General features: G+C 57.1%; 30 protein-coding genes and 1 other RNA gene. 19 read left to right on the top strand and 12 right to left on the bottom strand.

What is annotated here, in order from left to right:
• Positions 1–606: 606 nt before the first annotated feature.
• Positions 607–1,083 carry an Lrp/AsnC family transcriptional regulator gene (locus CR155_RS19120; RefSeq protein WP_102071630.1) on the bottom strand — a complete coding sequence of 159 codons (477 nt, stop codon included), beginning with the start codon at positions 1,081–1,083 and terminating at the stop codon, positions 607–609.
• 143 nt (positions 1,084–1,226) lie between these two features.
• On the opposite strand from CR155_RS19120, the gene hppD reads away from it, so the two are divergent.
• Positions 1,227–2,339, top strand: coding sequence for a 4-hydroxyphenylpyruvate dioxygenase (gene hppD / locus CR155_RS19115; RefSeq protein WP_102071629.1), 1,113 nt, complete (start codon positions 1,227–1,229; stop codon positions 2,337–2,339).
• Positions 2,340–2,417: 78 nt separating this feature from the next.
• Complete coding sequence (locus CR155_RS19110) at positions 2,418–3,383, top strand: nucleoside recognition domain-containing protein (protein ID WP_102071642.1); 966 nt, start codon at positions 2,418–2,420, stop codon at positions 3,381–3,383.
• Positions 3,384–3,423: 40 nt separating this feature from the next.
• Here CR155_RS19110 and CR155_RS19105 read toward each other — a convergent pair whose 3' ends face one another.
• A complete protein-coding gene (locus CR155_RS19105) occupies positions 3,424–3,771 on the bottom strand; it encodes a c-type cytochrome (RefSeq protein WP_102071628.1) in 348 nt (115 codons plus the stop codon).
• Positions 3,772–3,873: 102 nt separating this feature from the next.
• On the opposite strand from CR155_RS19105, the gene lgt reads away from it, so the two are divergent.
• A complete protein-coding gene (gene lgt / locus CR155_RS19100) occupies positions 3,874–4,671 on the top strand; it encodes a prolipoprotein diacylglyceryl transferase (protein ID WP_102071627.1) in 798 nt (265 codons plus the stop codon).
• On the opposite strand, the gene CR155_RS19095 is transcribed toward lgt, so the two are convergent.
• From CR155_RS19095 to CR155_RS19080, 4 genes are all read right to left on the bottom strand, one after another.
• The gene (locus CR155_RS19095) at positions 4,622–5,356 is read right to left on the bottom strand and encodes an SIMPL domain-containing protein (RefSeq protein WP_102071626.1); all 735 of its coding nucleotides are present in this window, start codon (positions 5,354–5,356) and stop codon (positions 4,622–4,624) included. The genes lgt and CR155_RS19095 overlap by 50 nt on opposite strands.
• A gap of 47 nt (positions 5,357–5,403) precedes the next feature.
• A non-coding RNA gene (ssrS, locus tag CR155_RS19090) (6S RNA) lies at positions 5,404–5,587 on the bottom strand.
• A 46-nt stretch (positions 5,588–5,633) separates the two neighbouring features.
• Positions 5,634–5,948: a cell division protein ZapA gene (locus CR155_RS19085; RefSeq protein WP_102071625.1), complete on the bottom strand. Its 315-nt coding sequence runs from the start codon at positions 5,946–5,948 to the stop codon at positions 5,634–5,636.
• Positions 5,949–5,954: 6 nt separating this feature from the next.
• Positions 5,955–6,359, bottom strand: a complete 405-nt coding sequence (locus CR155_RS19080; RefSeq protein ID WP_143705219.1) for a hypothetical protein — start codon at positions 6,357–6,359, stop codon at positions 5,955–5,957.
• A 335-nt stretch (positions 6,360–6,694) separates the two neighbouring features.
• Here CR155_RS19080 and CR155_RS19075 point away from each other — a divergent pair, with 335 nt between their 5' ends.
• From CR155_RS19075 to CR155_RS19065, 3 genes are all read left to right on the top strand, one after another.
• Positions 6,695–7,156, top strand: coding sequence for a tripartite tricarboxylate transporter TctB family protein (locus tag CR155_RS19075; protein ID WP_102071623.1), 462 nt, complete (start codon positions 6,695–6,697; stop codon positions 7,154–7,156).
• 15 nt (positions 7,157–7,171) lie between these two features.
• On the top strand, positions 7,172–8,677 hold the full coding sequence (locus CR155_RS19070) for a tripartite tricarboxylate transporter permease (RefSeq protein ID WP_102071622.1): 1,506 nt from the start codon (positions 7,172–7,174) through the stop codon (positions 8,675–8,677).
• Positions 8,678–8,874: 197 nt separating this feature from the next.
• Complete coding sequence (locus tag CR155_RS19065) at positions 8,875–9,783, top strand: NAD(P)-dependent oxidoreductase (RefSeq protein WP_102071621.1); 909 nt, start codon at positions 8,875–8,877, stop codon at positions 9,781–9,783.
• An 11-nt stretch (positions 9,784–9,794) separates the two neighbouring features.
• On the opposite strand, the gene CR155_RS19060 is transcribed toward CR155_RS19065, so the two are convergent.
• From CR155_RS19060 to CR155_RS19050, 3 genes are read right to left on the bottom strand one after another with little or no spacing between them, the layout of a single operon-like run.
• The gene (locus CR155_RS19060) at positions 9,795–11,282 is read right to left on the bottom strand and encodes a sensor histidine kinase (RefSeq protein ID WP_233214421.1); all 1,488 of its coding nucleotides are present in this window, start codon (positions 11,280–11,282) and stop codon (positions 9,795–9,797) included.
• A gap of 9 nt (positions 11,283–11,291) precedes the next feature.
• Entirely contained in the window at positions 11,292–11,969 is a 678-nt protein-coding gene (locus tag CR155_RS19055; protein ID WP_102071620.1) for a response regulator, read from the bottom strand.
• Positions 11,950–12,516: an RNA pyrophosphohydrolase gene (locus CR155_RS19050; protein WP_102071619.1), complete on the bottom strand. Its 567-nt coding sequence runs from the start codon at positions 12,514–12,516 to the stop codon at positions 11,950–11,952. Before CR155_RS19050 ends, CR155_RS19055 begins: the two co-directional genes overlap by 20 nt.
• Before the next feature lie 65 nt (positions 12,517–12,581).
• On the opposite strand from CR155_RS19050, the gene CR155_RS19045 reads away from it, so the two are divergent.
• The 11 genes from CR155_RS19045 (at position 12,582) to CR155_RS18995 (ending at position 22,586) form a co-directional block, all read left to right on the top strand.
• Positions 12,582–14,315: a proline--tRNA ligase gene (locus CR155_RS19045; RefSeq protein WP_102071618.1), complete on the top strand. Its 1,734-nt coding sequence runs from the start codon at positions 12,582–12,584 to the stop codon at positions 14,313–14,315.
• 57 nt (positions 14,316–14,372) lie between these two features.
• On the top strand, positions 14,373–14,822 hold the full coding sequence (ybgC, locus tag CR155_RS19040; RefSeq protein ID WP_439650464.1) for a tol-pal system-associated acyl-CoA thioesterase: 450 nt from the start codon (positions 14,373–14,375) through the stop codon (positions 14,820–14,822).
• 2 nt (positions 14,823–14,824) lie between these two features.
• Positions 14,825–15,499, top strand: a complete 675-nt coding sequence (tolQ, locus tag CR155_RS19035; RefSeq protein WP_102071616.1) for a protein TolQ — start codon at positions 14,825–14,827, stop codon at positions 15,497–15,499.
• The gene (gene tolR / locus CR155_RS19030) at positions 15,499–15,942 is read left to right on the top strand and encodes a protein TolR (protein ID WP_102071615.1); all 444 of its coding nucleotides are present in this window, start codon (positions 15,499–15,501) and stop codon (positions 15,940–15,942) included. Before tolQ ends, tolR begins: the two co-directional genes overlap by 1 nt.
• 48 nt (positions 15,943–15,990) lie before the next feature.
• A complete protein-coding gene (gene tolA / locus CR155_RS19025) occupies positions 15,991–17,286 on the top strand; it encodes a cell envelope integrity protein TolA (protein WP_102071614.1) in 1,296 nt (431 codons plus the stop codon).
• A 15-nt stretch (positions 17,287–17,301) separates the two neighbouring features.
• The gene (tolB, locus tag CR155_RS19020; RefSeq protein ID WP_102071613.1) at positions 17,302–18,612 is read left to right on the top strand and encodes a Tol-Pal system beta propeller repeat protein TolB; all 1,311 of its coding nucleotides are present in this window, start codon (positions 17,302–17,304) and stop codon (positions 18,610–18,612) included.
• Between the two features lie 31 nt (positions 18,613–18,643).
• Positions 18,644–19,144 carry a peptidoglycan-associated lipoprotein Pal gene (pal, locus tag CR155_RS19015; RefSeq protein WP_102071612.1) on the top strand — a complete coding sequence of 167 codons (501 nt, stop codon included), beginning with the start codon at positions 18,644–18,646 and terminating at the stop codon, positions 19,142–19,144.
• 73 nt (positions 19,145–19,217) lie between these two features.
• A complete protein-coding gene (ybgF, locus tag CR155_RS19010) occupies positions 19,218–19,910 on the top strand; it encodes a tol-pal system protein YbgF (protein WP_102071611.1) in 693 nt (230 codons plus the stop codon).
• Positions 19,910–20,956, top strand: a complete 1,047-nt coding sequence (locus tag CR155_RS19005; RefSeq protein ID WP_102071610.1) for a FecCD family ABC transporter permease — start codon at positions 19,910–19,912, stop codon at positions 20,954–20,956. Before ybgF ends, CR155_RS19005 begins: the two co-directional genes overlap by 1 nt.
• 2 nt (positions 20,957–20,958) lie before the next feature.
• Complete coding sequence (locus tag CR155_RS19000) at positions 20,959–21,756, top strand: ABC transporter ATP-binding protein (protein ID WP_102071609.1); 798 nt, start codon at positions 20,959–20,961, stop codon at positions 21,754–21,756.
• An 8-nt stretch (positions 21,757–21,764) separates the two neighbouring features.
• The gene (locus tag CR155_RS18995) at positions 21,765–22,586 is read left to right on the top strand and encodes an alpha/beta fold hydrolase (protein ID WP_233214420.1); all 822 of its coding nucleotides are present in this window, start codon (positions 21,765–21,767) and stop codon (positions 22,584–22,586) included.
• Positions 22,587–22,654: 68 nt separating this feature from the next.
• On the opposite strand, the gene CR155_RS18990 is transcribed toward CR155_RS18995, so the two are convergent.
• Positions 22,655–23,263: a copper chaperone PCu(A)C gene (locus CR155_RS18990; RefSeq protein WP_102071608.1), complete on the bottom strand. Its 609-nt coding sequence runs from the start codon at positions 23,261–23,263 to the stop codon at positions 22,655–22,657.
• Positions 23,264–23,304: 41 nt separating this feature from the next.
• Positions 23,305–23,700, bottom strand: coding sequence for a hypothetical protein (locus tag CR155_RS18985; protein WP_102071607.1), 396 nt, complete (start codon positions 23,698–23,700; stop codon positions 23,305–23,307).
• 126 nt (positions 23,701–23,826) lie between these two features.
• On the opposite strand from CR155_RS18985, the gene CR155_RS18980 reads away from it, so the two are divergent.
• Positions 23,827–24,264: a PaaI family thioesterase gene (locus CR155_RS18980; RefSeq protein WP_102071639.1), complete on the top strand. Its 438-nt coding sequence runs from the start codon at positions 23,827–23,829 to the stop codon at positions 24,262–24,264.
• A 112-nt stretch (positions 24,265–24,376) separates the two neighbouring features.
• On the top strand, positions 24,377–25,384 hold the full coding sequence (locus CR155_RS18975) for an aldo/keto reductase (RefSeq protein WP_102071606.1): 1,008 nt from the start codon (positions 24,377–24,379) through the stop codon (positions 25,382–25,384).
• 33 nt (positions 25,385–25,417) lie between these two features.
• Here CR155_RS18975 and CR155_RS18970 read toward each other — a convergent pair whose 3' ends face one another.
• Entirely contained in the window at positions 25,418–26,509 is a 1,092-nt protein-coding gene (locus CR155_RS18970) for a BMP family ABC transporter substrate-binding protein (RefSeq protein WP_102071605.1), read from the bottom strand.

Genomic DNA, 26,509 nt, shown 5'->3' with positions numbered 1-26,509 from the left:
TGCGGTGGCCCTAAAGACCTAACCAACACAAACCGCCAACCTGGCGCCACTGCCGCATGCCCCAGCGGCCCGAAAGCCTGCGTTTGCCTGCGCTTTACTGCCCAGAACCCGGGTAAACCCTAGGTGGTGGAGCAGCGAAGAACGAAACTATAGCACAGGTATTTTGCGCCGCGCAAACGCAATTCGGGCCAAATCAATAGAAACGCGACGCCACGCGCACGGCCCGCACGTAAGCTGTTGAAACAAAAATGAAATATATTTTAGGAGTGCGCGGAAAATAATTTCAGGGCATGGGCCGGGGGAAGGTGAAAGCGACGGAATTAGGGTGTTTTAGCCATTCCACCATGCCGGGCTGTCCATCCACACCACTCGGATCCGGTGGCAACACTGAGAATTCGTCTCCCCCATCTATAGAAGACGGACCGCTGGCCGTATAAACATGTCGCCACGTACTATACCGATAGGGATGGCCAACGACATATGGCGTCGACCGTTACAGAAAACCGCCCCCATCTCCTTCCTCTATATATAGAGGAAGCGGACTGTTTCGAAAGGATTCTTCAGACCCCATGAAAAATGCCGGTCATGACTCCGTCATTCCAGGCGCTATACAGCCAGCTCGGTTGTCTCTTTAATGCGCTGCAAGGTGAAGCTGGATCTCATGTCGACTACGGCCGGATGCTGCATGAGCTTGTCCATGGCAAAACGGGAGAATTGAGTAAGATCCTCGACCTGGACGCGCAGCAAGTAGTCCATCTCGCCTGACATCGCGTAGCACTCTACAACTTCCGGCCAATCTTGCACATCATGCGCGAAGTCGGAAATAGGTGCATGGCTTGCACGATGAATCTTGTTCAGCCGGATCGTCACATACGCCAGCAACTTGAGACCAAGCTTTTCGGGGTCGACCAGCGCCACATAGCGCTGGATATAGCCCTCGTCTTCCAGCCGTCGTACCCGGCGCAAGCAGGGGCTGGGGGACAGCGCAACTTTGTCGGCAAGGTCCTGGTTACTAAGACGCCCATTGCGCTGCAACTCGGCCAAAATTTGCTTATCTATCCGGTCTAAATCGTTTTGCGCCATAAGCTGCCTCAATTCGCATGTCTTTCAGTAGTAGATTGCTTTAACCACATTCTATCAAGGGTATTTCGCAAGCGCCTGCCAAGACGTATTGCTTAAAATCTTGCTATCCCCATAACCGCTGCAGCACATAGCAGGAGCCCGACATGAGCACTCCATTACAGCCTTGGGACAACCCCATGGGCACCGCAGGTTTCGAATTCATCGAATACACAGCCCCCGACCCGATCGCACTGGGAAAGGTATTCGAGACGCTAGGCTTCAAGGCCATCGCAAAACATCGCAACAAGAACGTTACGCTTTATCGCCAAGGAGGAATCAATTTCCTAGTCAATGCGGAGCCCGACTCCTTCGCCCAACGCTTTGCACGGCTGCACGGGCCGTCCATTTGCGCGATCGCGTTTCGTGTGGATGACGCCGGAAAAGCCTACAAGCGCGCTCTTGAATTGGGAGCATGGGGTTTTGACTCGCGTAGCGGTCCCATGGAATTGAACATTCCCGCCATCAAAGGCATAGGCGATTCGCTTATCTATTTGGTGGATCGCTGGCAAGGAAAGCAGGGTCATGGGGGGATTGGCGACATCAGTATCTATGACGTCGACTTCGAACCCATTGAACCCGCCACCGCCCAGACCGACCTCAATCACGCGGGCGCCGGCCTCACGATCGTGGATCATCTGACCCACAATGTGCACAAAGGTCGAATGGACGAGTGGGCCGAGTTCTATGAGCGGCTGTTCAACTTCCGCGAAGTTCGTTACTTTGACATTGAAGGCAAGGTGACAGGCGTGAAGTCCAAGGCCATGACCTCACCTTGCGGAAACATCCGCATTCCGATCAATGAAGAAGGCACCGAGGAAAAAGGCCAGATTCAGGAGTATCTGGATCTCTACCGTGGCGAGGGTATACAGCACATCGCCCTGGCGACTGACAATATCTATGCCACAGTAGAACAATTGCGAAATGCCGGCCTCCAGTTCCTGGATACGCCAGACACGTATTACGAGCTGCTCGACCGTCGCCTGCCCAGCCACGGCGAGGATGTCGCTCGCCTGCAGGCGAACAAGATCCTCCTGGACGGTGCTGCAGAGGGCGGGCTATTGCTGCAAATATTTACTGAAAATCAAATCGGCCCCATCTTTTTTGAAATCATCCAGCGCAAGGGCAATGAAGGTTTTGGCGAGGGCAACTTCAAGGCACTGTTCGAATCGATCGAACTTGACCAAATGCGCAGAGGCGTGCTGAAAAACATCGAATAAAATCGGGTTTGGGGAAAGGGGTAACCCCCTTGCCTGAAAACCGATAAAATCGCTGCACTCAATATGCTGGGAAGCGTGATGCTCTCGTATCCAAAGACCATGCTGTGGCGCAGCTGGCACATGTTTATTGCTGTCAGCAAAGTGATGCTTCCCGTCATGGTGATCGTGCAGATCGCGCAGAACTTCGGCCTGGTGGATCTCGCGGGACGCCTCATTGCACCGGCCATGTCCCTCTTGAACCTTCCCCCCGAAGCCGGCATCATCTGGGCCACTACGCTGCTGATCGGAATATACGGCGGTATCGCCTCGCTGAGCGGCCTGGCAGGCACTATAGATATGACGGCCGGACAGCTCAGCGCCCTGTGCGCCATGATGCTCTTCGCGCATGGTCTACCCGTAGAGCAGGCCATTGTTAGGCGGGCAGGAGCGGGATTCTGGCTCACCGGCGCGCTGCGCGTCGGGACCGCTCTGGTCTACGGTGCCGCTGTGGCATGGGCGTGTCATTTCACTGGATACCTGTCCGACCCTGTCTCGTTCGAATGGCTCAGAGGGTCGGATGCCGCGGTCGTCACCGCATCGAACGGCTACCTGGAGTGGATACGAGCCACCGCATTCTCACTGGCCCTGACCTTCGTAATCATTGTGGTCCTCGTCGTCATACTGGACGTGCTGGAGCAGCTGGGCATTACGCGGCGTATCACGGCCGCCATCATGCCCTTGCTTCGCGTTTCCGGTCTGAACGCGCAGGTCGCGCCGGTCACCACCGTTGGGGTGTTGCTTGGGCTCACCTACGGCGGCGCCCTAATCATCGAAGAAGCGGAAAAGCAAGACTTCTCACCGCGAACACGGCTGCTGGCCTTGTCGTGGCTATCGCTGTCTCATTCCCTGATTGAAGACACCCTCCTGCTAATGGCTTTGGGTGCAGACCTATGGGTAATACTCGTCGGCCGCGTCCTGGTGACCCTGGCCATTGTGGCGGTATTGGCGAGATTGACAACCAAAGACAACCGTAGCGCTGTCCACGTAAGCGTCCAGCGCCCCTGACTTACTCATGTCGCTATGACATCAACTATGACTCCGAACGCTACTTGATTTCTGGCAAACCCTGGTCGGCCAGCGACAGTATCCACGCAGCAATCAACCGGGCATCCCCCGGGCTTACATGCGGCTGGGCAGGCATGGGTACGGCGCCCCACCGACCGCGCCCGCCATGCCGTATGGCTTGGGCCAGGTATTCCAACGCGCCTTCCTGATAGGCGAATCGCTGTGCAACCAGTGAAAATGAAGGGCCAACTCTTTTCTTGTCGACCTGATGGCATGCCAGGCAATTGTTGGATTTGGCCAGATCAATGCCGGTGGTCTGAGCAGCCACATTTGAGCTCGAACCGAAGCTGGCACAGCACAATAAAGCGATGAGTGAACGTGAATACATAAACAACCTGACTACGTTATAAGGAGATGCCGGATTCGAACCAGGCCAGCTCGGCCTGGTTCGCGGTATTATCGGCCATATTTCAACAAGACAATCAAAGCCATGCTTCACTATCCGCAAATTGATCCCATTGCCCTGCAAATCGGGCCGGTGGCCATACATTGGTATGGTCTCATGTATCTCGTAGGCTTTGCATTGGTATGGGTGCTGGGGCGATGGCGTATAAACAGGGGATATACCGACCTTAGCCTGCGCGACCTTGAAGACGTCATCTTCTATTGCGTACTCGGTGTAGTCATCGGCGGCCGCCTGGGCTATGTCTTGTTCTACAAGCCCGCCGAGTATCTGGCCCACCCGCTTGAAATCTTTTATTTATGGCAAGGTGGCATGTCGTTCCATGGCGGGCTGGTGGGCGTTATCATCGTATTGCTACTCTTCGCGCGCAAGCGAAACAAATCACTGTTGGAAGTCGGAGATTTTGTTGCGCCACTGATCCCATTGGGCTTGGCGGCCGGGCGCTTGGGCAATTTCATCAATGGCGAGCTATGGGGTCGACCGACTACATTGCCGTGGGGCATGGTGTTCCCTCATACCGGTGACGGCATTGCACGGCATCCTTCGCAGTTATACGAAATGGGCCTGGAAGGATTCGCCTTATTTGCGCTGGTCTGGCTGTTCGCCCGCAAGAAACGGCCTGTTGGCCAGGTGAGTGCCGTATTTCTCATGGGCTACGGCACTTTCAGATTCCTGGCCGAATTTACGCGAGAGCCCGACAACTACTTGGGCCTGTTGGCGGGCGGCCTGTCGATGGGCCAGCTATTGTCGCTGCCCATGGTCCTGGCCGGTGCCATTATTTTTGCATGGTCTGTAAAAAAATCGAGCCGTGAATTGACACGGTGACAGTCTCCGTGCCGCCTTCCAGAGGAACGCTGGATTTGTCCGCGGCCATCCCGACCATGCGCTGAGCCGATTGATATTGGGCTCCCGCAGCGCTCAGGTCGATGTTGCGTATGGAATAGCTGGCAAAGCCAAGCGCGTCAGTCAATGCCTGAGCCCGTTGACCAAAAGCCTTGACTGCTTGCGCCAGCAAGGCTTCCTCCTGTTTCGCCCGCACTTTTGGCGACACCGAGAAGTCCAGATTGGCAATGGGCATGCGATCGCTTAGTTGTGCGGCCAGTTCGGATGCCGCTGCAAAATCAGTAGATTTAAGAAAAATTTCGCCGCGTCCGCGCCAATTGGATATTTTTCCCTTCTCATCATTCATGGGCCAAACATGGTAGTTGCCGCTGGTAACCTCCACCTTGGCGTCCCCCTTGGCGTCGGTCATTACGCTTTGCAGTGTCTTGCTGAGCGCTTTGGCGACGGCCGACTGCGTAGTGTCGCTGACTTCGGATGCAAGTGTGATTCTCACGGTGTCCTGCGCGATCTGCTCGGAGGCTTCAGCGCGTAGACTTGCTTGCGGCCACTTCCCGCCTTTGGTTTCTTCGCCCTCTTGCTGCGCCAGCACAGGCAGCGTCGTGGTGCTTGCACTAACGCACAACGCCAGTCCACATAGCCATTTCCAGTTCTGCCTTGATCGATACATAGTGTCATCCCATAAAAGAAAAGCTCGTCCGAAGACGAGCTTTGAAAAATTGCCCCGCCTGTGCCGTCTAGGCCGGCATCCTGGAACCGAGGGTTCAAGGTGGTCGCCTTCAGTCAAGCTTCGGGTTCGCCATAAATGGAGAGCACGCCCACTTGTCAATCCAGCAACCTGTATGCCAAAAGCATTGGTTCAAGGAATGTATGGCCAAGGTCACGAGCACGGCAGGGACTAACTGGTGGATATTGAATTGCAATATCCGAAAACTGTGATGTTGCTTCTACCTTTGAGCTTGATTTGCTGGCCCGACGACTTGGTCGAGCATGTTGTTCATGTCGTCAATTTTACGCTTGAAATCGCCCAGTGCAAGATTGCTTAACGGACCGTCGGGTGCGCGCATGGCTAAAAGTTCGACCGCGATCTGAATTGCAGCCATGACGGCAATGCGTTCATTGCTAGCAACCTTGCCCGAACCTTTTACACCAAGCATGCGTTGATCAACGTGACGCACCGCTGCCAGGAGGGCGTCTTTTTCGGCGGGCATGCAGGCTAAAGAGTAATCCCGGCCAAGAATGGATACGTCTATGCGTTCCATAATACTCTACTCCTGCGGTGCGCCGGGCAGGCGCATTAAAATTAAATCGATATGTTCGCGGGCCTTGTCGGCAACGAGGCACAAACGCGAGGTATCGGACTGGCTGGCGGCAAGCTTATGCTTGAGTGCTTCGCACTCGGTCTTGAACTGAGTAACCTCTATTTGCAGCGTGGCCTGCGCGGTATCGGCAGCGGAACGAAGCGTGTTCATCTCGGCTTCGTGCACACTGACGCGCTGCGCCATGGACGCGTATTCGGCTTCGCGCCGCAATAGTTGGTCGCGCAAGGCGGAGCGCTCGTCCTCGAGATTTTTAAGGCGAGCCTGCAAGGCAGCACGTTCGCTTTGAAGCTGACGAGCGAACTGTACCATTTGCCCGATACGGGCAGCGAGAGAATCTAGATCTTGCAACATGGGCGTTATCGTAAACCATCCCAGACCGATGTGGATAGGGAAAAATAAAAACCAATCATAACCTTTCACCCCTCTTTCCAAAACCTTTCAGTTTTCTTTCATGACGCGCTTGAAACTGCCGGATAAGGGGCGCGAAGGCAGAAAAACGCGCTTTTCTGGGGTAAACCCTAGACCAACTAAACCCCATCTGGCTTCTCAGCCCTCCCCCTCTCTATTACCATTCCTCACCTTTCGATATCCAGGGCTGTCTGAATGTTCTCGCGAAGCGCAGAAACTCGTGCAGATACACCTGGGAATATCTTGTCCCACCTCGCTGTCAGGGAGTTTTCGTCAACATGCAGCTCAGAAATAAACAGGACTTCTGGTCCGGTGTTATGTTCGTCACCATAGGCGTCGGCTTTGCTTTAGTCGCGACCAATTATTCCATGGGCACCGCTGCCCGTATGGGCCCCGGGTATTTTCCATTCTGGCTGGGCGTATGCCTGGCCGTGTTGGGCGCAACCGTCACGCTCGGTTCACTATCCAGCAAAGCAGAAGAAACCGAAGTCGAAAAATTCGACTGGAAAATCGTTTTCGTCGTGATCGGTTCGGTCGCGCTGTGCGGCAGCGTGCTGGACTTTCTGGGTGTCTATATCTCGGTTTTCCTGCTGGTGTTTCTCAGCAGCATGGCAAGCCACATCTTTAACTGGAAGGTCGCCGCGATCAACGCGATATTCATCGTCCTGTTCGTATGGCTGGCATTCATCAAGGGTCTTGGTTTGATCTTCCCCTTGTGGCCCAGCTTTCTCGGCAACTAAACGGAAATCTGAAAAATGGAACTCATTGAACATTTATCGTTGGGCTTTTCCGTCGCGCTCTCGTTCGAGAACCTGGCGTACTGCCTGCTGGGCTGCCTGTTGGGTACATTGATCGGCGTATTGCCGGGCATCGGCCCGGTACCGACCATCGCGATGCTGCTGCCCATCACCTATGTCCTGCCGCCCGTGGCCGGCCTGATCATGCTGGCCGGTATTTATTACGGCGCCGCCTATGGCGGATCAACCACAGCAATTTTGGTCGCGCTGCCGGGAGAAACGGCCGCAGTGGTAACCGTGCTGGATGGCCACCAGATGGCGCGCAACGGGCGTGCCGGAGCGGCCCTGGCCATTGCCGCATTGGGCTCTTTCTTTGCCGGGTGCGTGGCGACACTCATGATTGCGGCCTTCGCGCCGCCCCTGGCTGAAGTCGCGTTCAAGTTCGGTCCGGCCGAATACTTCTCACTGATGGTATTGGGCCTGATCGGTGCAGTCGTGCTGGCGTCGGGTTCGCTGCCCAAGGCCATCTGCATGATATTGCTGGGCCTGTTGCTGGGTATGGTCGGCACCGACGTGAACTCGGGCGTTGCCCGCTACGACTTCGGCATCCCTGAACTGCAGGATGGCATCGACTTTGCCGTGGTCGCCATGGGTGTGTTCGGTTTCTCCGAAATCATGAACAACCTCGAGCTCAAGGACCAGCGGGTAGACCTGACCGGTAAAGTCGGCAGCCTTTATCCCAACAAGCAGGAGTTCAAGGAGTCCTGGCCCGCTGCCGTTCGCGGTACGGCCGTCGGTTGCGCACTGGGCATCCTGCCCGGCGGCGGCGCGGTGCTTTCGTCCTTTGCCTCCTACACCCTGGAAAAGAAGATCTCGAAGAATCCCGAGCGCTTCGGCAAAGGGCATCCGGCCGGTCTGGCCGGCCCGGAATCGGCCAATAACGCCGGCTCGCAAGCCTCCTTCATTCCGTTGCTGACCCTGGGCATTCCAGGTAATGCGGTCACGGCGCTGATGATCGGTGCAATGACCATCCACAACATCCAGCCCGGTCCTCAGGTCATGACCAGCCATCCAGACCTGTTCTGGGGTTTGATCGTGTCGATGTGGATAGGCAACCTGATGCTGGTGATTCTGAACCTGCCCCTGGTCGGGTTGTGGGTCAAGTTGCTCAACGTACCGTACCGCATCCTGTTCCCGGCGATTCTGGTGTTCTGCACGATCGGTGTGTATTCGTTGAACTACAACGTCTTCGACATCTGGATGACTGCGGCCTTCGGCTTCATTGGCTACGTCTGGAGCAAGCTCAAATGCGAGGGCGCGCCTTTGCTGCTGGGGCTGGTGCTGGGACCCATGATGGAGGAGAACTTCCGGCGGGCATTGCTGCTGGCCCGGGGCGACTACACCACCTTCGTGACCCGCCCATTATCGATGTCCTTGCTGGCCGCCGCCGCTGTCCTGGTGGTGCTGGTGGCCCTTCCTTCCATACGGAAAAAGCGGGAACAGGCATTCGTCGAAGAAGGCTAAGTCCTCGATCTCGATAGCCGAAGTGAGCGGTCCTCTAGGCCGAGTCCTGTAACGTACAGGACTCGGCCTTTCATTTTTTCCTGACATGAAGGCAACAGGCCAATGTCGCGTGCCATTTCTTGAATCCTCTCCTCGCCTTATGAGGTAATCTTACGGATAGAACAACACAGAACTTTCACTACACGGAGAACAACGTTATGTCGTCTATCAAAGCCAGGTCTTACGATTCCGTCCCTCAGACCCAGGTGGCCTACCTGGGTCTGGGCGTAATGGGCTATCCCATGGCGGGGCATCTGGCAGCGTCGGGCCATCAGGTCACGGTCTATAACCGAACATTCGAAAAAGCAGAAGCATGGGCCCGGGAGTTCGGGGGCAAGGCCGCCCGGACGCCGAAAGACGCCGTGCAGGGCGCGAACGTGGTGTTCTGCTGCGTTGGCAACGACGACGACCTTCGCAGCGTCGTATTGGGTGAGAACGGCGCACTGGCCGGCATGGCGCCAGGCAGCATCTTCGTCGATCACACCACCGCTTCTGCCGAGGTCGCACGCGAACTGTATGAAGTGGCCAGGCAGCAGGGCATCGGCTTTGTCGATGCACCGGTCTCGGGCGGCCAGGCCGGCGCCATCAACGGAGCACTGACCGTCATGTGCGGCGGCGACCAGGCGCATTTCGAGACAGTAAAACCGTTGATCAATGCATGCGCGCAGGCCGTCACCTTGCTGGGAGAAACCGGGGCAGGCCAACTATGCAAAATGGTCAACCAGATCTGCATCGCGGGTCTGGTCCAGGGTCTTTCTGAAGGCATTGCGTTCGGCCAAGCAGCCAAGCTGGACATGAAGCAAGTGCTGGCCGTCATCAGCAAAGGTGCGGCACAAAGCTGGCAAATGGAAAATCGCGGCTCGACCATGGTCGATGACAAGTTCGACTTTGGCTTTGCCGTCGACTGGATGCGCAAAGATCTGGGGCTGGTGCTTGACGAGGCCAAGCGCAATGGCGCACGCGTACCCGTAACGGCCCTGGTCGATCAATTTTACGCAGACGTGCAGCACATGGGCGGAAACCGCTGGGATACCTCAAGCCTGATCAAGCGCCTGCAAAACAAATAGGGAACACAGATTCAAGCCGAATGTTTCGGCAGCATCAGTACTGCGCACAAGCCGACGCCTCCGTCAGCGGTGGCGTCGCCGTCTTTCAGTAGAATGGTGCCGCGATTGCGCTGCGCATAGGCAAGTGCAATTGCAAGCCCAAGCCCGGAGCCGCTACCGCGGTTCGCCTTGCGCGCAGTGCCGCCGCGATCAAAACGGATGAACACGCTTTCGCGCAATGATGGATCCAGGCCGACGCCATTGTCGCAGACGCTGACCCATGCATCGTTTCCGTCGATACCGGCTGAAACCGTTATGGTGCTGCCATCGCCGGCATGGTTGATGGCGTTGTGCACAAGGTTGGAGATCGACTCGTGAATCTCGGCGTCGCTACCCAGTACCCATACGTGAGCCCCATCCTGCTCATGATCCGTCTCTCCGCCGGCAACCCACCCAAGATCCTGATGCTTTTCCCGCGCCAGCGGCAAATATAGAAGCACCACTTCGCGAGCGAGAGCGTTCAGATCCACTTTCGCATGAGGTGACGCAACATTGCGGCTGGCGTGCGCCAGTGACAAGAGCTGCTCGGTCAAACGCGAGGTCTGGCCAAGTTGGCGAATAATCGCGGCCAACGTCTCGCGCATGCGGTCGATGTCCGGCTCGCGTTTGGCGTATTGCGCCTGCGTGCGCATGATCGCCAACGGGGTGCGCAACTGATGCGACGCATCCGCCAGAAACCTGGCCTGTCGATCCAGCACCTGCCGATACAGGTCGATATGATGATTCACTGCCTTGACCAGCGGCACCACCTCCGGCGGTACATGGCTGTCGTCCAGAGGCATGAGATTGTCGACATCGCGTGACTTGATTTCGCGGCGCAACTCGTTGAGCGGCCGCAATGCCCACAACACGCTCAGCCACACCAATAATATCGCCAGGAACAGCATGCGACCATCGCGAAACAGCCCCTCGCGCCAAGCTTGCTGCTGAGTACGCAGTCGCATGTCCATACTTTCGCCCACCAATATCACCACCTGCCGATGAAGGCCGTCGTAATGCAGGTCACGCCAAAGCGCCACCATGCGAACCTCATCGTTGCGGTACATCGTGTTATAGAAAACCGGCATCCCTTCGTTATCGGCCAGGTTTTCAGGTCTAGGCAACCCCTGCATGCCCAACAATGTGCGTCCGCCGATTTGCTTGCCCGATGAGCCTGCCAGGCTCAATACCCGGGGCAGGACCTCTTCCACGTGGAAATACTTGCGATTCCCCGCGCGAGACTCCAACATCACCTGGGCATAGAAAGGGGGGTCGATGCGCAGGGATCCGTCCGCGTTGAATTCGACACTGTTCTCGAGTATCTTTGCTGGTTCGAGTAGTGCGCTGTCATACACGTCCTGGGTGACGATATTCAGGGCTTGATAATCGCTGCGGCTATCGACGAGCAATAAGGTAACCACGCCCGGAATAAGAAGAACCAGCAGCCAGAACCGAATACCGCCGCGCCAAATAGATTTCAAAATGAGGCCTCAGGCATCATCAAGGATTTCCTCGAGCATATAGCCGAGACCGCGTACGGTAACGATGTGAACATCGCTACCGGCAAGCTTCTTGCGAAGACGGTGCAGGACGACCTCGATGGCGTCTGTACTGGATTCGCTGTCGTGCTCGAACACCCGACTGAACAACTGATTTTTTTCGACTGGCATGCCGCTACGTGTAATAAGAACGGCCAGCGCCGCGTGCTCACGCGGCGTCAGATGCAGAATGGTTCCATCCAGCGAAAACGCCCTGCTCTCACTGTCGTACAGTAGCGAACCGCAAGCCATTCGAGGCGCCTTGCGTCCGCGACTACGCCTGACCAGCGCGGCAAGCCGGGCTTCGAGTTCTTCCAGCGCAAAAGGCTTGGTCAGGAAATCGTCGGCGCCCAGGTTCAGGCCGCGCACGCGATCCTGCAATGCGCCTTGAGCAGTAAGTATCAGTACGGGCGTGACATCGCCGCGATTTCGCATTTCACGAAGCAACACCAAGCCGTGCTTATCGGGCAAGCGGAGATCCATGACAACGGCATCATAGCCTGCGCTTTCCAACATCTGCTCTGCCGTTTGCGCATCCGGTGCGTGCTCTGGTAAAAAACCGCTTTGAGCCAATGCCCGCTCCAACCACGCCGCCATTTCCCGCTCATCTTCAACCAACAATATGCGCATGACCCTCGTTTTCCGATGACGGCAAAGCGCGATGATCCTGGATACGTTGACGCAAGTAACGGGTTTCTTGCCCCCGCTTGAACAGGATCAGGGCCAGCTCGTTAAGTGCCTGTGTATAGACGTCGCGCTTGAACTCGATGACGGCATCGAGCGGAACCCAATATTGGCTCCAGCGCCAGGCGTCGAATTCCGGATTACGCGTCGCGCGCAAACATACGTCGCTGTCCCGGCCAACCATTCTCAACAGAAACCAGATCTGTTTTTGACCTTTATAGTGGCTACGCGAATCCCGCCGAACGAAACTGTTCGGGACGTTGTAACGCAGCCAATCACGTGTCCGACCTAATATGCGAACGTGCTCGGGTCGCAAACCCACCTCTTCGTGGAGTTCGCGGAACATGGCCTGCACGGGACTTTCCCCGAATTTGATGCCACCCTGCGGGAATTGCCATGCATGCTCCCGAATACGTTTACCCCAGAAAACCTCGTTTTTCTGATTTACGAGGATAATGCCGACATTAGGACGGTAGCCTTCACGGTCTAACATGGGCCACCCCAAAGCTAATTCAATACAATTACCATTGATTATACGTATCTGTCGAGATCACCACCATGCATGCAAGCAAGTATCACATTAATACACTGAAAGAAGCACCTGCCGAAGCCGAGATCAAGAGCCATCAACTCATGACGAGGGCCGGCATGATACGCAAGGCGGCCGGGGGCATCTACACCTATATGCCCATGGGCCTCAAGGTACTGCGTAAAATCGAAGCGATCGTTCGCGACGAGATGAACAAGGCGCAAGCCATCGAATTACTGATGCCAGTCGTGCAGCCGGCAGAACTCTGGGTCGAGTCCGGTCGCTGGGAACAGTACGGCGCCGAACTCCTGCGGATCAAGGACAGACATAATCGCGACTTCGTATTGCAACCTACGTCTGAAGAGGTCATCACGGATATTGCGCGCAATGAAATCCATAGCTGGCGCCAATTGCCACTGAATTTCTACCATATACAAACCAAGTTCCGCGATGAGCGGCGCCCACGCTTCGGCCTGATGCGGGGACGCGAATTCACGATGAAAGATGCGTACTCGTTCGATAGGGACGAGGCGTCCGCCCAGGCCAGTTACGACACCATGTTCGACGCCTACATGCGTATCTTCGCGCGCCTGGGACTGGAGTTTCGCGCCGTTGCCGCGGACACGGGTTCTATCGGGGGATCACGCAGCCATGAATTCCAGGTCATCGCCGACACGGGCGAGGATCTCATTGTGTACAACCCGGCATCCCCTTATGCCGCCAATCTGGAATTGGCCGAGGCACCATGCCTCCTGGCCGAAAGAGGATCCGCCACCGAACCCCTTACGAAAACCGCGACACCTGACGCACCGAAGTGCGAAATCGTTGCTGAGCAGTTGAAACGGCCGCTGACCGATACGGTGAAATCGATCGTCCTTGCCACGGGGTTCGAGGGCAAGCCAGAAGAAACCCGAATCTGGCTTTTGCTCTTGCGCGGTGATCACGAGCTGAATGAGGTCAAGACGGGCAAGCTGGCCGGCTTCGAAAATGGCTATCGATTTGCCACCGAAGACGAAATCCTCGCAACTTTCGGCTGCGTACCCGGCTACCTGGGACCCATCAACCCCGTCAAGCCTATTACTGTCATTGCCGACCGTACCGTCGCACACATGAGCAACTTCATTTGCGGCGCCAACGAACTGGGCTTCCACTACACCGGCGCCAATTGGGGCCGCGACTTGCCTGAACCCCAGGTCTGCGATCTGCGCAATGTAGTCTCGGGAGATCCCGATCCACAAGGCGGACACTTGGCGTTGCAACGCGGTATCGAAGTCGGGCATGTGTTCTTCCTGGGTGATAAATACTCCAAAGCTCTCGGAGCCACCTTCCTGGAAAAAGACGGCAAGCCCGCCATGCTGCAAATGGGCTGCTATGGAATAGGCATCAGCCGCATTGCGGCCGCTGCCATCGAACAAAACCACGATGACAGGGGAATCATCTGGCCGCTGGCCATCGCGCCTTTCGACGTGGTCATATGTCCGATGGGCCTGCAAAAAAGTGAAACAGTGCGCAACGCATCGGAATTGCTCTATCAACAGTTGCGGGCTGAAGGCATTGACGTCATACTCGATGACCGCGATACACGCCCGGGAATCATGTTTGCAGATTGGGAGCTCATCGGAGTTCCATTGCGCATCACCATAGGCGACCGCGGGCTTAACGAAAATATCGTCGAGATCCAGGCCCGGCGCGACGAATCTGCTGCCAAGGTACCGGTCGAGCAGGCCCTGGACTTCATACTCGAGCGGATCAAAACGCTTTAAGCCGGCGTACGCCGCGCGTGCATCCAAGTCACCTGGCATTTCCGGCGACAGCCGGGAATGTCACACCACCTCACTAAACACATGGCAACTGAAACACCCGCCGCATTTTCCACATTCGATATTCGCGTATATTACGAGGACACCGACGCCGGCGGTGTTATGTATTACGCCAATTACCTGAAATTTTTTGAACGAGCCCGAACAGAATGGCTACGATGCCTGGGTGTGAACCAATCGGAACTGGCCTCCAAAGAACATCGGATATTCGTTGTCAAGAAGGTTGAAATACAATATCGCAAGCCGGCAAGACTCGACGACCTGCTTGTCGTACACAGTCAAATCATCCGCCTCGGGCGAGCCTCGATCATCTTTGGCCAATCGGCCTTGCGGGATGGAGAACTGCTGTGTGAAAGCGGGACCCAAGTCGGTTGCGTCGACGCGAATACTTTCCGTCCGGCCGGGCTTACTCATGAACTTAGAAACCTACTGGAAAAGGCTCAGAACTAACCATGCAAGCTTCTAGCGAGCTATCGCTGCTTACTTTATTGCTGGATGCCAGCATCCCCGTTCAACTGGTCATGCTTGTACTACTTGGCATTTCCGTTCTATCCTGGACTTACATTTTCAGCAAGCGCTCCGCGCTCAAACGCGCCAATGAGCAGACGCGGCGTTTCGAAGACGACTTCTGGGCAGGCGGCGACCTGTCCGTTCTTCAACAGGCGGTGGCGACACGGCGTGCTGAACATGGCGCCCTGGCCCGTATTTTCGATGCCGGAATGACCGAGTTCGTTAAAGCGCGGCGCAACAGTGCCGGCGGCGAAGCCATGCTCGACGGTCCACGCCGAGCCATGCGAGCCACCTATCAGCGTGAAATGGATAGCCTGGAATCACACTTGAACTTCCTTGCGTCCGCCGGTTCAGTAAGCCCTTATATCGGCTTGCTGGGTACTGTCTGGGGCATCATGCATGCCTTTATCGGATTGTCTTCCATGCAGCAAGCCACTTTGTCGGCCGTCGCGCCCGGCATCGCCGAAGCATTGATCGCCACGGCAATTGGTCTCTTCGCAGCGATTCCGGCTGTCGTTGCCTACAATCGGTACACCAATGAAATCGACCGTTTGTCCATACGCTTCGATAGCTTTATTGACGAGTTCCTGAACATCCTGCAACGGCAGGTGCGCTAATGCCGTCCGCCCGCGGCAGCAGCCGCTCCCGCCGTCTCAAGAACGAAATCAATGTAGTGCCGTACATCGACGTGATGCTGGTGCTGCTGGTCATCTTCATGGTCACGGCGCCCATGATCACGCCAGGACTGATAGAACTCCCGTCCGTAGGAAGCGCGGCACAGGTTCCGGTCAAGCCAGTGGAAGTCGAGATCAGCGAAGACGGCACGATCGCGTTGCGTGTACGCGATGCAGGTGCCAACTTCGAAAAGATCAACAGCCAGAACCTGGTTTCAGAAGTGAAATCCAGAATTTCCGCCGACACTCCAGTGGTTATTGCTGCTGACGGACGAGTTCCGTACGATACGGTCATGAAGGTCATGGACCAACTACGAACCAGTGGCGTGACCCGATTAGGGCTGCTCGTGGACCAGAAATCCAGTTCGGAACCGATAACGAATTAGGTGTTACCGCCGCCTCGCTGCAGGCGGACGACGACCTCAAGCAACTTGATGAAGCAAACACGAAACAACACCGGCAAGGCCCCTGAACGCACCCCCGAGCAGCGCGACGAACGGCGGGCGCTTACCTATGCGGTCGCCATACATGTCCTGTTGATACTGTTCATGTTGTACGGCTTCATAGCGACGCCTTCCACACCCAACCCCGTCCAGGTGGAGCTCTGGACTGATGGCACAACGCCTACGGCAGGCGAGCCCGAAGCTGAGCCTGAAGCCGCCGATGAAGCGCAAGATGAACCACAGCCGCAGCCCGAGCCCGAGCCAGAGCCCGCCCCAAAGCCGGAGCCGGAGCCGGAGCCTGAGCCCGATGTGGAACCACCACCTCCTCCACCGCCGCCGCCCCCTCCGCCACCAGCGCCCCCGGTCGTCGAGCCCGAGCCCACGGTAGACCCTGAAATCGCCATCGAAGAGGCACGCAAGAAACGCGAGCAGGAAGAAAAGGTCGAGAAAGCAGCTCAGCTGGCCGCTGAAAAAGCAGCGGCCGAAAAGAAAGCGGCTGCTGATAAAGCCGCGGCAGAGAAGGCGGCAGCTGCCAAAGCCGCGGAAGAAAAAGCACGGGCAGAGAAGCAAGCCAGGGAAGCAGCGGCCGAGAAAGCGAAGGCTGAAAAGGCTGCCGCAGAGCAACAAGCCCGGGAACTCGCTGCAGAAAAGGCTGCAGCGGAGCAGGTTGCAAAAGAACAGGCGGCCAAAAAGGCCGCGGCTGAAAAAGCTGCAGCCGCAAAGGCCGCTGCAGAAAAAGCGGCAGCGGAAAAAGCCAAGGCAGAAAAACAGGCAGAGGCAGAGAAGCAAGCCGCCGAGCAAAAGGCCGCAGCCGAAAAGAAAGCCGCGGCCGAAAAGAAAGCGGCCGCCGAAAAGAAGGCGAAGGAAGACGCGGCCAAGAAGGCCGCCGCCGACAAGGCAGCGGCCAGCAAGCGTGACGCCCTCAGGGCAGCCATGCGTGGCGACGCGCTGGGTGCCGCCGGCATACCGGGCGGAACGGCTGACCGGAATCAGGCAGGCGGCGCAGGCGGCGATAGCGGTTACGCATCAAAAGTCCGCTCCTGCATACGGCCACGGGTAATTTTCAATGTCCCGCCGCGTCAGGGTCGTTCAAACCCGACAGTACAATACCGGGTAGACCTGAGCTCAAATGGTATCGTTGATAACGTGCAAATCAAGGGCTCCTCTGGCGACTCCCGCTTCGATGCGGCGGTCAAGAAGGGGATAGAAGCATGTTCGCCTTTCCCTAAACCGCCTAGCGGCAAATACCCGTCCTATATCGACGGCGATTACCGAATGTACGACTAACAGGAGATCATAAATATGACAGCCGCCACTCCAGCAAGAATCGCTGCGCCCAGTTGCTGGCGCGTATGGACTTTCGGAGCACTCGTGCTGGCGGTCGGCCTTGTGGCTGCCCGTCCGTCACACGCTCAGCTACGCGTCGATATATCCGGCGTGGGTGCCACACAGTACCCGATTGCAACTGCCGACTTTGCGGGCGATGCCCAGGGCCAGGCCGTGGCCGAAATCATCCGGGCCGATCTGACCCGCTCAGGCCAGTTCCGACTGGTGAATGCCACCGGTGCCAACCTCAATGCCGAAAGCCCGATTGCCTACGACGAATGGCGAAATCGTGGTGCCGACTATCTGGCGTATGGCTCAATTTCCCAAACAGGGGGCCAATACAGCATCAACTACCGCCTGGTCGACTCGGTCCGCAAGACGCAACTGGATGGCGTCGCCTTCGCCGGCAGCGAGAAAGAGTTGCGTCGCATTTCTCATCAAATTGCCGACCGCATCTACGAAAAAATTACCGGGGTGCGCGGCGTTTTCTCCACCCGCATTGCCTATGTGTTGCAAACTGGCAACAACTATGAGTTACAAATTGCAGATGCCGACGGGCAAAATCCCCAGGTAATGCTGCGTTCCAAACAGTCGATTATCTCGCCCGCATGGTCGCCTGACGGCAAGCGTCTGGCCTACGTAAGCTTCGAGGCCAACAAGCCGGTCGTCTACGTTCAGACGCTGGCGACCGGTCAACGCGTACCTATTGCCAACTTCAAAGGTAACAACAGCGCCCCCGCCTGGTCACCTAACGGTCAGCAATTGGCCATCGTCCTATCCCGTGACAGCATCTCCCAGATATACACCATCAATGCAGACGGATCGGGCCTGCGCCGAGTGATGCGGTCGCCTTTGATCGACACAGAACCCACTTATACACCCGATGGCGGATCACTGATATTCACCAGCGACCGTGGCGGCAATCCTCACATATACAAGGTTCCGGTTTCGGGTGGCGATGCGCAGCGGATTACCTTTTCGGGCAGTTACAATATCTCACCGGCACTGTCGCCAGACGCAAACAACCTGGTGTACGTTACACGAAGAGATGGTGCTTTCCGGATTGCAATCCAAAATATGGGGTCGGGATCTGAGCAATTATTAACCGCCGGCCCCGATGACGAGTCACCAAGTTTTGCACCGAATGGAATGCAAATCCTATATAGTTCTGTACAAGGTGGCCGCAGCGTTCTGGCCGTTATTTCGGTCGATGGCCGCGTTCGCCAAACGCTTTCGGCACTTAACGGCAAGGTACGTGAACCAACCTGGGGACCATTTACTAATTAATCAGTGTGACTCTTTTTCAAAGGAACTTTAAATGAGCTCGCGCATCGCAAGACGCCTCTCAATCGCCGCTGTTGTTGCTACCTTGGCAGCATGTAGCTCTGTACCCCTGGACCAGTCCGCAAGCGGCACTGGCACGGGTGGCGCAGATTCGGCCAGCTCGGGGCAAATCATGGACCCGTTTAATCCGCAAAGCCCGCTCGCCCAACAGCGTTCGGTCTATTTCGATTTCAACAGCTACACAGTCCCTGACCAATACCGCAGCGTGGTCGAAATGCACTCGTCGTACCTGACCAGCCACGGTCAACAGAAAATCCGCATCGAAGGCAACGCCGATGCACGTGGTGGATCTGAGTACAACCTGGCACTTGGCCAGCGCCGCTCCGATGCGGTTGCGCGTATGATGACCCTGCTGGGCGTCAACAGCAATCAAATCGAAGCGATCAGTTTCGGCAAGGAAAAGCCCAAAGCATTGGGCAATACCGAAGCCGACTTCGCTGAGAACCGTCGTGCAGATATTGTGTACCAACAGTAATATCTGAACACTGTGACTGTTAACGCCGTGGCGGCATTCCGCCGCGGCGTTTTTTATTTCAACGGAACCCGAAATGAGCGTTTATTCCCTGCCCCTGCGTAATGCCGTGCTGACCGCGACACTATCGTTTTCCGCCCTGTTTGCATCGCCCGCCCTGGCTTTCTCCGACGATGAAGCGCGTCGTGCCATTCTGGAGCTGCGCGGACAAATCAAGCAGCTGACCGAGCAGAATCAACAAGCCCGCATCCAGCTTGCCGACCAAATGGAAACCATCCGGCAGGAAATGGCCGCCATGCGTGGCCAGATGGAAACACTGAACTGGAAGCAAGAGCTCGAGAAGCGCTCCAGCGAAGATCAATCAGGCGGCACCAGCTCTACGCAGGCATCCGACCCGCAAGAACAGGCTGCCTACGATGCCTCCATGGGGTTGTTTCGTAGCGGCAAATATAAAGAGGCGGCAAGCTCTCTGGCGACATTCATACAGACCTATCCTGAAAGTGCTCTCGTGCCAGAAGCCCGTTTCTATCGCGGCAGCAGCATGTACGCCAGCAAGGATTTCAAGGGGTCGATCCAGGGCTTGCAAGGCATGATTAAATCTTCTCCCGACGACCCTCGTGCACCAGATGCCCTGCTTGTCATTGCCGCTAGCCAGATCGAACTTAATGACCTGGCAGGTGCCAAGGCCAGCCTGCAAAGAATCGTGAAAGATTACCCACAGGCCTCTGCCGCTGAAACGGCTAAGAGCCGACTCAAACTGCTGCAATAATGCCCGCCAGTGCCTCGGCCGGCAATCTGGCCTACCAGCGCACATGGCATAGCAGGAAGCGCCTGCTGGCGCTGCTGCTGGTCGCCATCCTCGCGTTGGCGTGCATCGACTTGCTGGTGGGGCCCTCCGATCTGGCGTGGACCTCATTGCTGAAGACACTGCTTGGCTCCGGCTCTGCCGATCCGACACTCGACATCATCGTGTGGCAGATCCGGATGCCTCAGACCCTGATGGCATTGATGGTAGGCGCTGCGCTGGGTCTGGCTGGCGCGGAAATGCAAACGGTACTGAACAACCCTCTGGCCAGTCCCTTTACGCTGGGAGTATCGTCCGCCGCAGCACTGGGTGCCGCCCTGACGTTGGTATTTGACTGGCGACTTCCGATGGTTCAGCAGCAGTACGTTTTGGTGCTGAATGCTTTTATCCTGGCCCTTTCCTGCTCCCTTCTACTTGATGCCGTGGCGCGCCGCGCACGCATAGGGACCGCCGGCATCGTGCTGTTTGGCATCGCCCTGGTCTTCAGCTTCAACGCCCTGCTTTCGCTCGTACAACTGACGGCCACTGCCGCAGCCTTGCAAGATCTCGTGTTCTGGATGATGGGCAGTCTGGAACGCAGCAATTGGCCCAAGGTGCTTATGATGGCCGGTGTGCTGGTAGCGGTGCTACCCTTCTCCCTGCGTAGGGTCTGGCAGCTTACAGCACTGCGCTTTGGTGATGACCGCGCCGCCAGCCTGGGCGTGGATGCGCAAGGGGTACGGCGTGGCGCGCTGCTACGTATCAGCCTGCTGGCTTCGCTAGCCGTTGCGCTGGTGGGCGTGATCGGCTTCATTGGCCTGGTGGCTCCTCACATTGCCAGACGCCTCTGGGGCGAGGACCATCGGTGGTACCTGCCCGCTAGCGCCTGCATCGGCAGCGCCATCCTCATCGGCGCCTCCGTGGCGGCAAAATTGATCAGTACCCATACTGTCATTCCTGTCGGCATAGTCACCACCCTGGTCGGCATCCCTTTCTTTATCATTGCCCTGATGCGGCGGATTGTTCACTAGGCATGGTTCCAATTTTCCCCCCGGTCGAGTTGCGTATTGCCGACCTGTCCTGCACGCTGGGCAGCAACCGGGTCTTGCACAAACTGACCTTGCCTTCACTGCAGGGCAGCCAGCTCGTGGCATTGCTGGGTCGAAATGGCAGTGGTAAATCGACGCTGTTGCGCAGCATTGCCGGTCTTGCTCCAGCTCACGCGGAAACCGTGGCGCTCAATGATCTGGACCTCTTGCCGCTTGCACCGCAAGTACGCGCGGAGAAAGTCCGCTACCTTCCACAAAGCCTGCCTGAGTTCGTCCACCTTACAGTGATCGAAGCCATTCTGGTCGCGCTCAAAGCTCGCGGTCCGATAGGCACTCCGATCGCCATGCAAAAGGTCGAGGCCATCCTGGAAGATCTCGATATCAGCCGCCTCGGTTCCTGTTACCTCGATGAGCTATCAGGAGGGCAGAGGCAACTGGTTGGGCTGGCGCAAGCGTTGGTCCATGAGCCCACGGTGCTCTTACTGGACGAGCCCCTAGCCTCGCTCGACTTGAATTACCAGCATCATGTCATGCAAATGCTGGTCGAACTCGCGAGAACCCGCGGACTGCTGATTGTGATTGTGCTGCATGACCTGAATATCGCCTTGCGCTATGCGAACCTGGCGCTCCTCCTGCATAAGGGTGCATTGCTGGCCAGCGGCGAGCCCCTCGCTGTGATAACGCCAGCCCATCTCGCCGAAGCCTTCCTGATCCAGGCGCGGGTAGAGCGCTGCAGCCTGGGACATGCCAATGTATTTGTCGACGACCTTATCCACCTCTGAATCTTTTCATGATGCCTAGTCAGTCCCTGCCCGAATTCACCACCCATCTGGATGATTCGTCTGTCCACTACACCGAAGCCGGGACGGGGGACGTCGTATTGCTTATCCATGGTTCGCTGTGCGACTACCGCTACTGGCGTTGGCAGATTCCCACACTGAGCCCATCGTACCGCGTCGTGGCACCCAGCCTGCGAGGGTTTTGGCCGGAAGCCTTCCAACGCGAAGACGCCAGATTCAGCATCGAGCAGCACGCGGAGGATATGCTGGCGTTCGCCCGACACATTGGCCAGGAACAGCCCGTTCATATACTTGGGCACTCGCGCGGTGCCCATGTCGCACTCGAAATGGCATGCGCAGGCCCGGAACTTGTCCGCAGCCTTACCCTTGCGGATCCCGGCTTTCGCATCGGCGGCGAACCGAGCAGCCCATCAGTGCATACTAGGGTGGCCGCCCTGTTGGATCGCGGCGAGATCGAACAAGGCCTGTCCGAATTCGTAGACACCGTCAATGGGCCTGGCACTTGGCGTCAGATGGTCGGCTGGTTCAAGACCATGGTCAAGGACAATGCCTATACCCTGCTGTCGCAAATACGTGAGGTGGATTTGAGCATCGATCTGGCTCGGGCTCGCCAATTGCGCCATCCCATATTGTTGGTAGGCGGCGCCAACAGTCCGGCCCGATACGGCAGCCGGCTCGACGCCCTGGAAAAGGCGCTCGACTGCGTGTCGCGCGTCACGATCCCCCATGCGTCGCACGGAATGAACCTGGCCAATCCAAAGGCATTCAATCAAGCACTGGTCGACTTCTTTGGCACGATGACGTCGCCATAAGCAAACGACCGCGGCAAGCGCGGTCGATTCTTTTCGTGGCTGGACGCCGGCGGGCCTCATCCAGGCATTCAATGCGACATTGGCGTCCTGGTGTTTGCAGGCTTTATCTCGCATTCGGCAGATGCCTTCTCGCCATTGTCGAATAGGAAATCCATGACGATCTTGCTGCCGATCGGATGTGCCTTTACGGGATCTTCCAGCATCGCATGATAAGCGCCCGGTTTGAATTCCAGCTGGCCTCCGGCCGGAATCGGCACGCCATGCGTGGCCGACATGCGACTCATGCCGTCTTTGTGCGTGGTTTGATGCAACATGACCATGCCGTAACCGGTTGAAGACGCCGCTATCAGCTGAACTGGCTTGCTACCGGAATGGGAAACCACAAAATAACCGCCCGACGGCGCCGGCGCAGGCATGGATCGTATCCAGCATCCAGATACCGTCAATGTGGTGGACATTGGCGCGCCGGCCATCCGGGACGCGGCGGCGCCCGACGCAGCGGCGCCCACCTTGTGGCCGTGCGCGGGTTGGGCGTGTGATCCCGCACCATGGTCGTGGCCGGCGTGCGCAACCAAGAGTGGCTGGAACGGCACGCTGTGCACTTCGTTGGCCTGCGCACTGAGGCCCAGTCCAAGGCTGCAAAGCCCAAGAAAACCGGAGAAAATTTGTTTGTTCATGATGTACTACCCCTGTGATTCATTGGAAAACGGCTAGCTGATTACCGTGCCGCAAGGGGTGGGCCGCGGGCGCCCAAAGGAGGACCCTGCCATGGCTGCGTAAAAGCCGGCGCCATCGCGCGCCAGAGAGCCTGGTGAACGTCCGTCAGCACGGCAGCAAGAGCTAAGCCCGCAAACACAGGCAATACAGGCTGGACAACCACCGCGCCAAACGCGCAGTCGAGCGCCCGGGGTTCTGCGGAAATGGGAGTGTCGTGAAGCGCCAAGACTTTTAGTGTGCCCGCGGACAGGCCATGAATGCACATGGTCATGCCGAGATCGCCAGGTGCGGCGGAGGCGGGCATGTAGCCCGCCGCAATCATGGCGCGCAACATGAACGCCAGCAGCAGCACACCGGTGAGAATGCGCCAGCGTATGTGCCTGGTAGGATGCCGCAAATGCCTGTACATGGTCGGAAAGTGTACTACGCGGCCAGCGTGCGACGGTTGATTGCGCGCAATGATACCTGTTGTGGCACACTTGCTTCACCAGCCATCGACATTGTCTTCAAACTCCGCCTATCCATGACACCCATCTCGCCTGACCAACCTGCCAAGATCTCAGTTGCGGATTTCAATCAGTTACTGCAGGAACAACACCCTTTCGCGGCCATACTCGATATCGAAGTCATGAGTATCGGATGCGGCATAGCCACCCTGCACTTGCCGGAACGAGGCTCGCACCAACGCCTGGGCGGCATCATCGCCGGCCCCATGTTGATGGGCCTGGCAGACCTGGCCTTATATGCCGCGATCGTCGGGGCGACAGGAAATCCGCAAGCCGTCACCGCCAGCCTCAGCATCAACTTCCTGCGCGGGGCGCCGCCGGGCGGCATACTGGCACACGCCCACATCCGCAAAATCGGACGCCTTGCGTCTGGCGACGTACTGTTGGTTCCAATCGCTGGGGGAGATGCCGTGGCACAGGTGATCAGTACGTGGTCTTTGCCTCGGAGTCCTTGACTGCATGAGCAATGCTGTTCAAGTGCTTGACCAGTAGATCAGCGGCGGGCGGCAAAAGCGACTCGCGCCGCGTTATCATTATTCGCAGACCAACAAACAAGAAAGGAAGGCCATGCAATATCGACGTCTCGGCAATAGCAATTTGAAGGTCTCGGCGCTCTGCCTGGGGACCATGATGTTTGGTGACCAGACTGATTTCGACGAGGCGCAGCGCATTGTTGCCTCGGCGCACGATCACGGCATAAACTTCATTGACACCGCCGACGTTTATAGCAAGGGCGGCTCTGAAGAAATGGTGGGCAAGCTATTGGGGACCGGACGCCACGATTGGATCCTGGCCACCAAGCTGGGCAACTCCATGAGCCGGCAACCCAACCAATCGCATTATTCGCGGCACTGGATGATGCGGGAAGTGGACAATAGCCTGCAACGTCTGGGCACCGACTACATCGATATCCTGTACATGCACCGCGATTTTCATGATGAGAATCTGGACGAGGCAGTACGCACCATGGGCGACCTCATACAAGCAGGAAAAATACGCGCATTCGGTGTGTCGAATTTCAGGGGCTGGCGTATTGCCGAGATGCTGCGCCTATGCGAAAAGGCCAATGTTCCGCAACCCGCAGTTTGTCAACCTTACTACAACCTGCTCAATCGCGGCCCTGAAACCGAAATCCTGCCGGCTTGCGGCCATTATGGATTGGGCGTTGTGCCCTACAGCCCCATCGCCCGGGGTGTGCTTACCGGGAAATATCAACCGGGCCAGACCCCCGCGGAAGGGAGCCGCGCAGGACGTGGCGACCGGCGCATACTCGAAACGGAATTTCGCGAGGAATCACTGCTCATTGCCCAGAAATTGCAAGAGCACTGCCAGGCGCGGGGAATCAAGCTGGGCCAGTTCGCGACGGCATGGGTACTGGCGAACCGGCATATCAGCGCCGTGATCGCGGGGCCGCGTACGCTGACCCAAATGGAAGACTACTACCCCGCTATCGATGTCACGATCACCGACGAGGAAGAGGCGCTGGTCGACGGCCTGGTCGCACCGGGGCATGCATCCACCCCGGGCTATAACGACCCCAGTTATCCATTCTTTGGCAGGATCAGGCCGACGTAATTACGCTGTACACCGGTCCGCTCTGGCGCACAATTATTTCGTTGGCAGTTGCCCGACCACGCCTTCGACGTAATAGTTCATCTTGTTCAAACCGGCGTCATCCATGGCGCCGTTCTCAAGTTGGACCTTACCTTGGTTGTCTCTGAGCGGACCTGCAAACGGAGACAGGCTGCCGGCTACGATTTCGGCCTGCTTATCGGCAACCAGTTTCTTCACGTCGTCAGGCACGGCCGGGCCGAATGCCTCGAGGGCAACCATGCCCTCCTTCATGCCGCCCCATGTAGAATCGGATTTCCAGGTGCCATTCAATACGTCCTGGGCTTCCTTGGTAAAATAATTGCCCCAATGGTGAGTCACCGCGGCAAGCTGCGCTTTCGGGCCAAACTGCTTCATGTCGGAATGATAGGCAATGGCATATTTACCTTTCTCTTCGGCGGCCTGGACAGTAGCGGTGGAATCGGTATGGTGCGTGACGATATCGGCACCCTGGCCTATGAGCGCCAGCGCGGCATCACGCTCCTTGCCGGGGTCGAACCAGCTGTTCACCCAGATGACCCGCACTTCGGCATCGGGGTTGACGCTGCGCATACCACGGGTGAATGCATTGATGCCTTGCAGTACTTCGGGAATGGCAAAGGCACCCACATAACCCGCAACATTCGATGTTGTCATCTTCCCGGCAATAATGCCCGACAAGTAACGGGCTTCATAAAAGCGTGCGTTCGTCGTTGCGACGTTGGCCGCTGTCTTATACCCGGTGGAGTGGACGAACTTCACGTCGGGAAACTGTCTGGCCACCTTCAGCGTGGGATTCATGAAACCAAAGGAAGTCGAAAAAATGAGCTTGTTGCCCTGCTGCGCAAGATCGCGAATGACGCGTTCCGCGTCGGCACCTTCCGGTACGTCTTCGACGTATTGCGTCTGCACCTTGCCGCCCAGGCTCTGTTCCATTTCCTTGCGGCCCAGGTCCTGCTGCCACGTCCATCCGGCTTCACCGATTGGGCTGACGTAGACGAAACCCACTTTCAGCGGTTCTTTATCCGCCCCATGGGCGGCCGGAATGGCGACCATGGCAGGCAGGATCGCCATTGCGTACATGGTTTTGCGAATGAATTCTACAGACAT

The organism is Pollutimonas nitritireducens, assembly GCF_002849615.1.
In the GTDB taxonomy this organism is placed as follows: domain Bacteria; phylum Pseudomonadota; class Gammaproteobacteria; order Burkholderiales; family Burkholderiaceae_B; genus Pollutimonas; species Pollutimonas nitritireducens.
The sequence above is the reverse complement of the archived record's forward strand: the minus strand, read 5'-3'. Positions and strand labels throughout refer to the sequence as shown.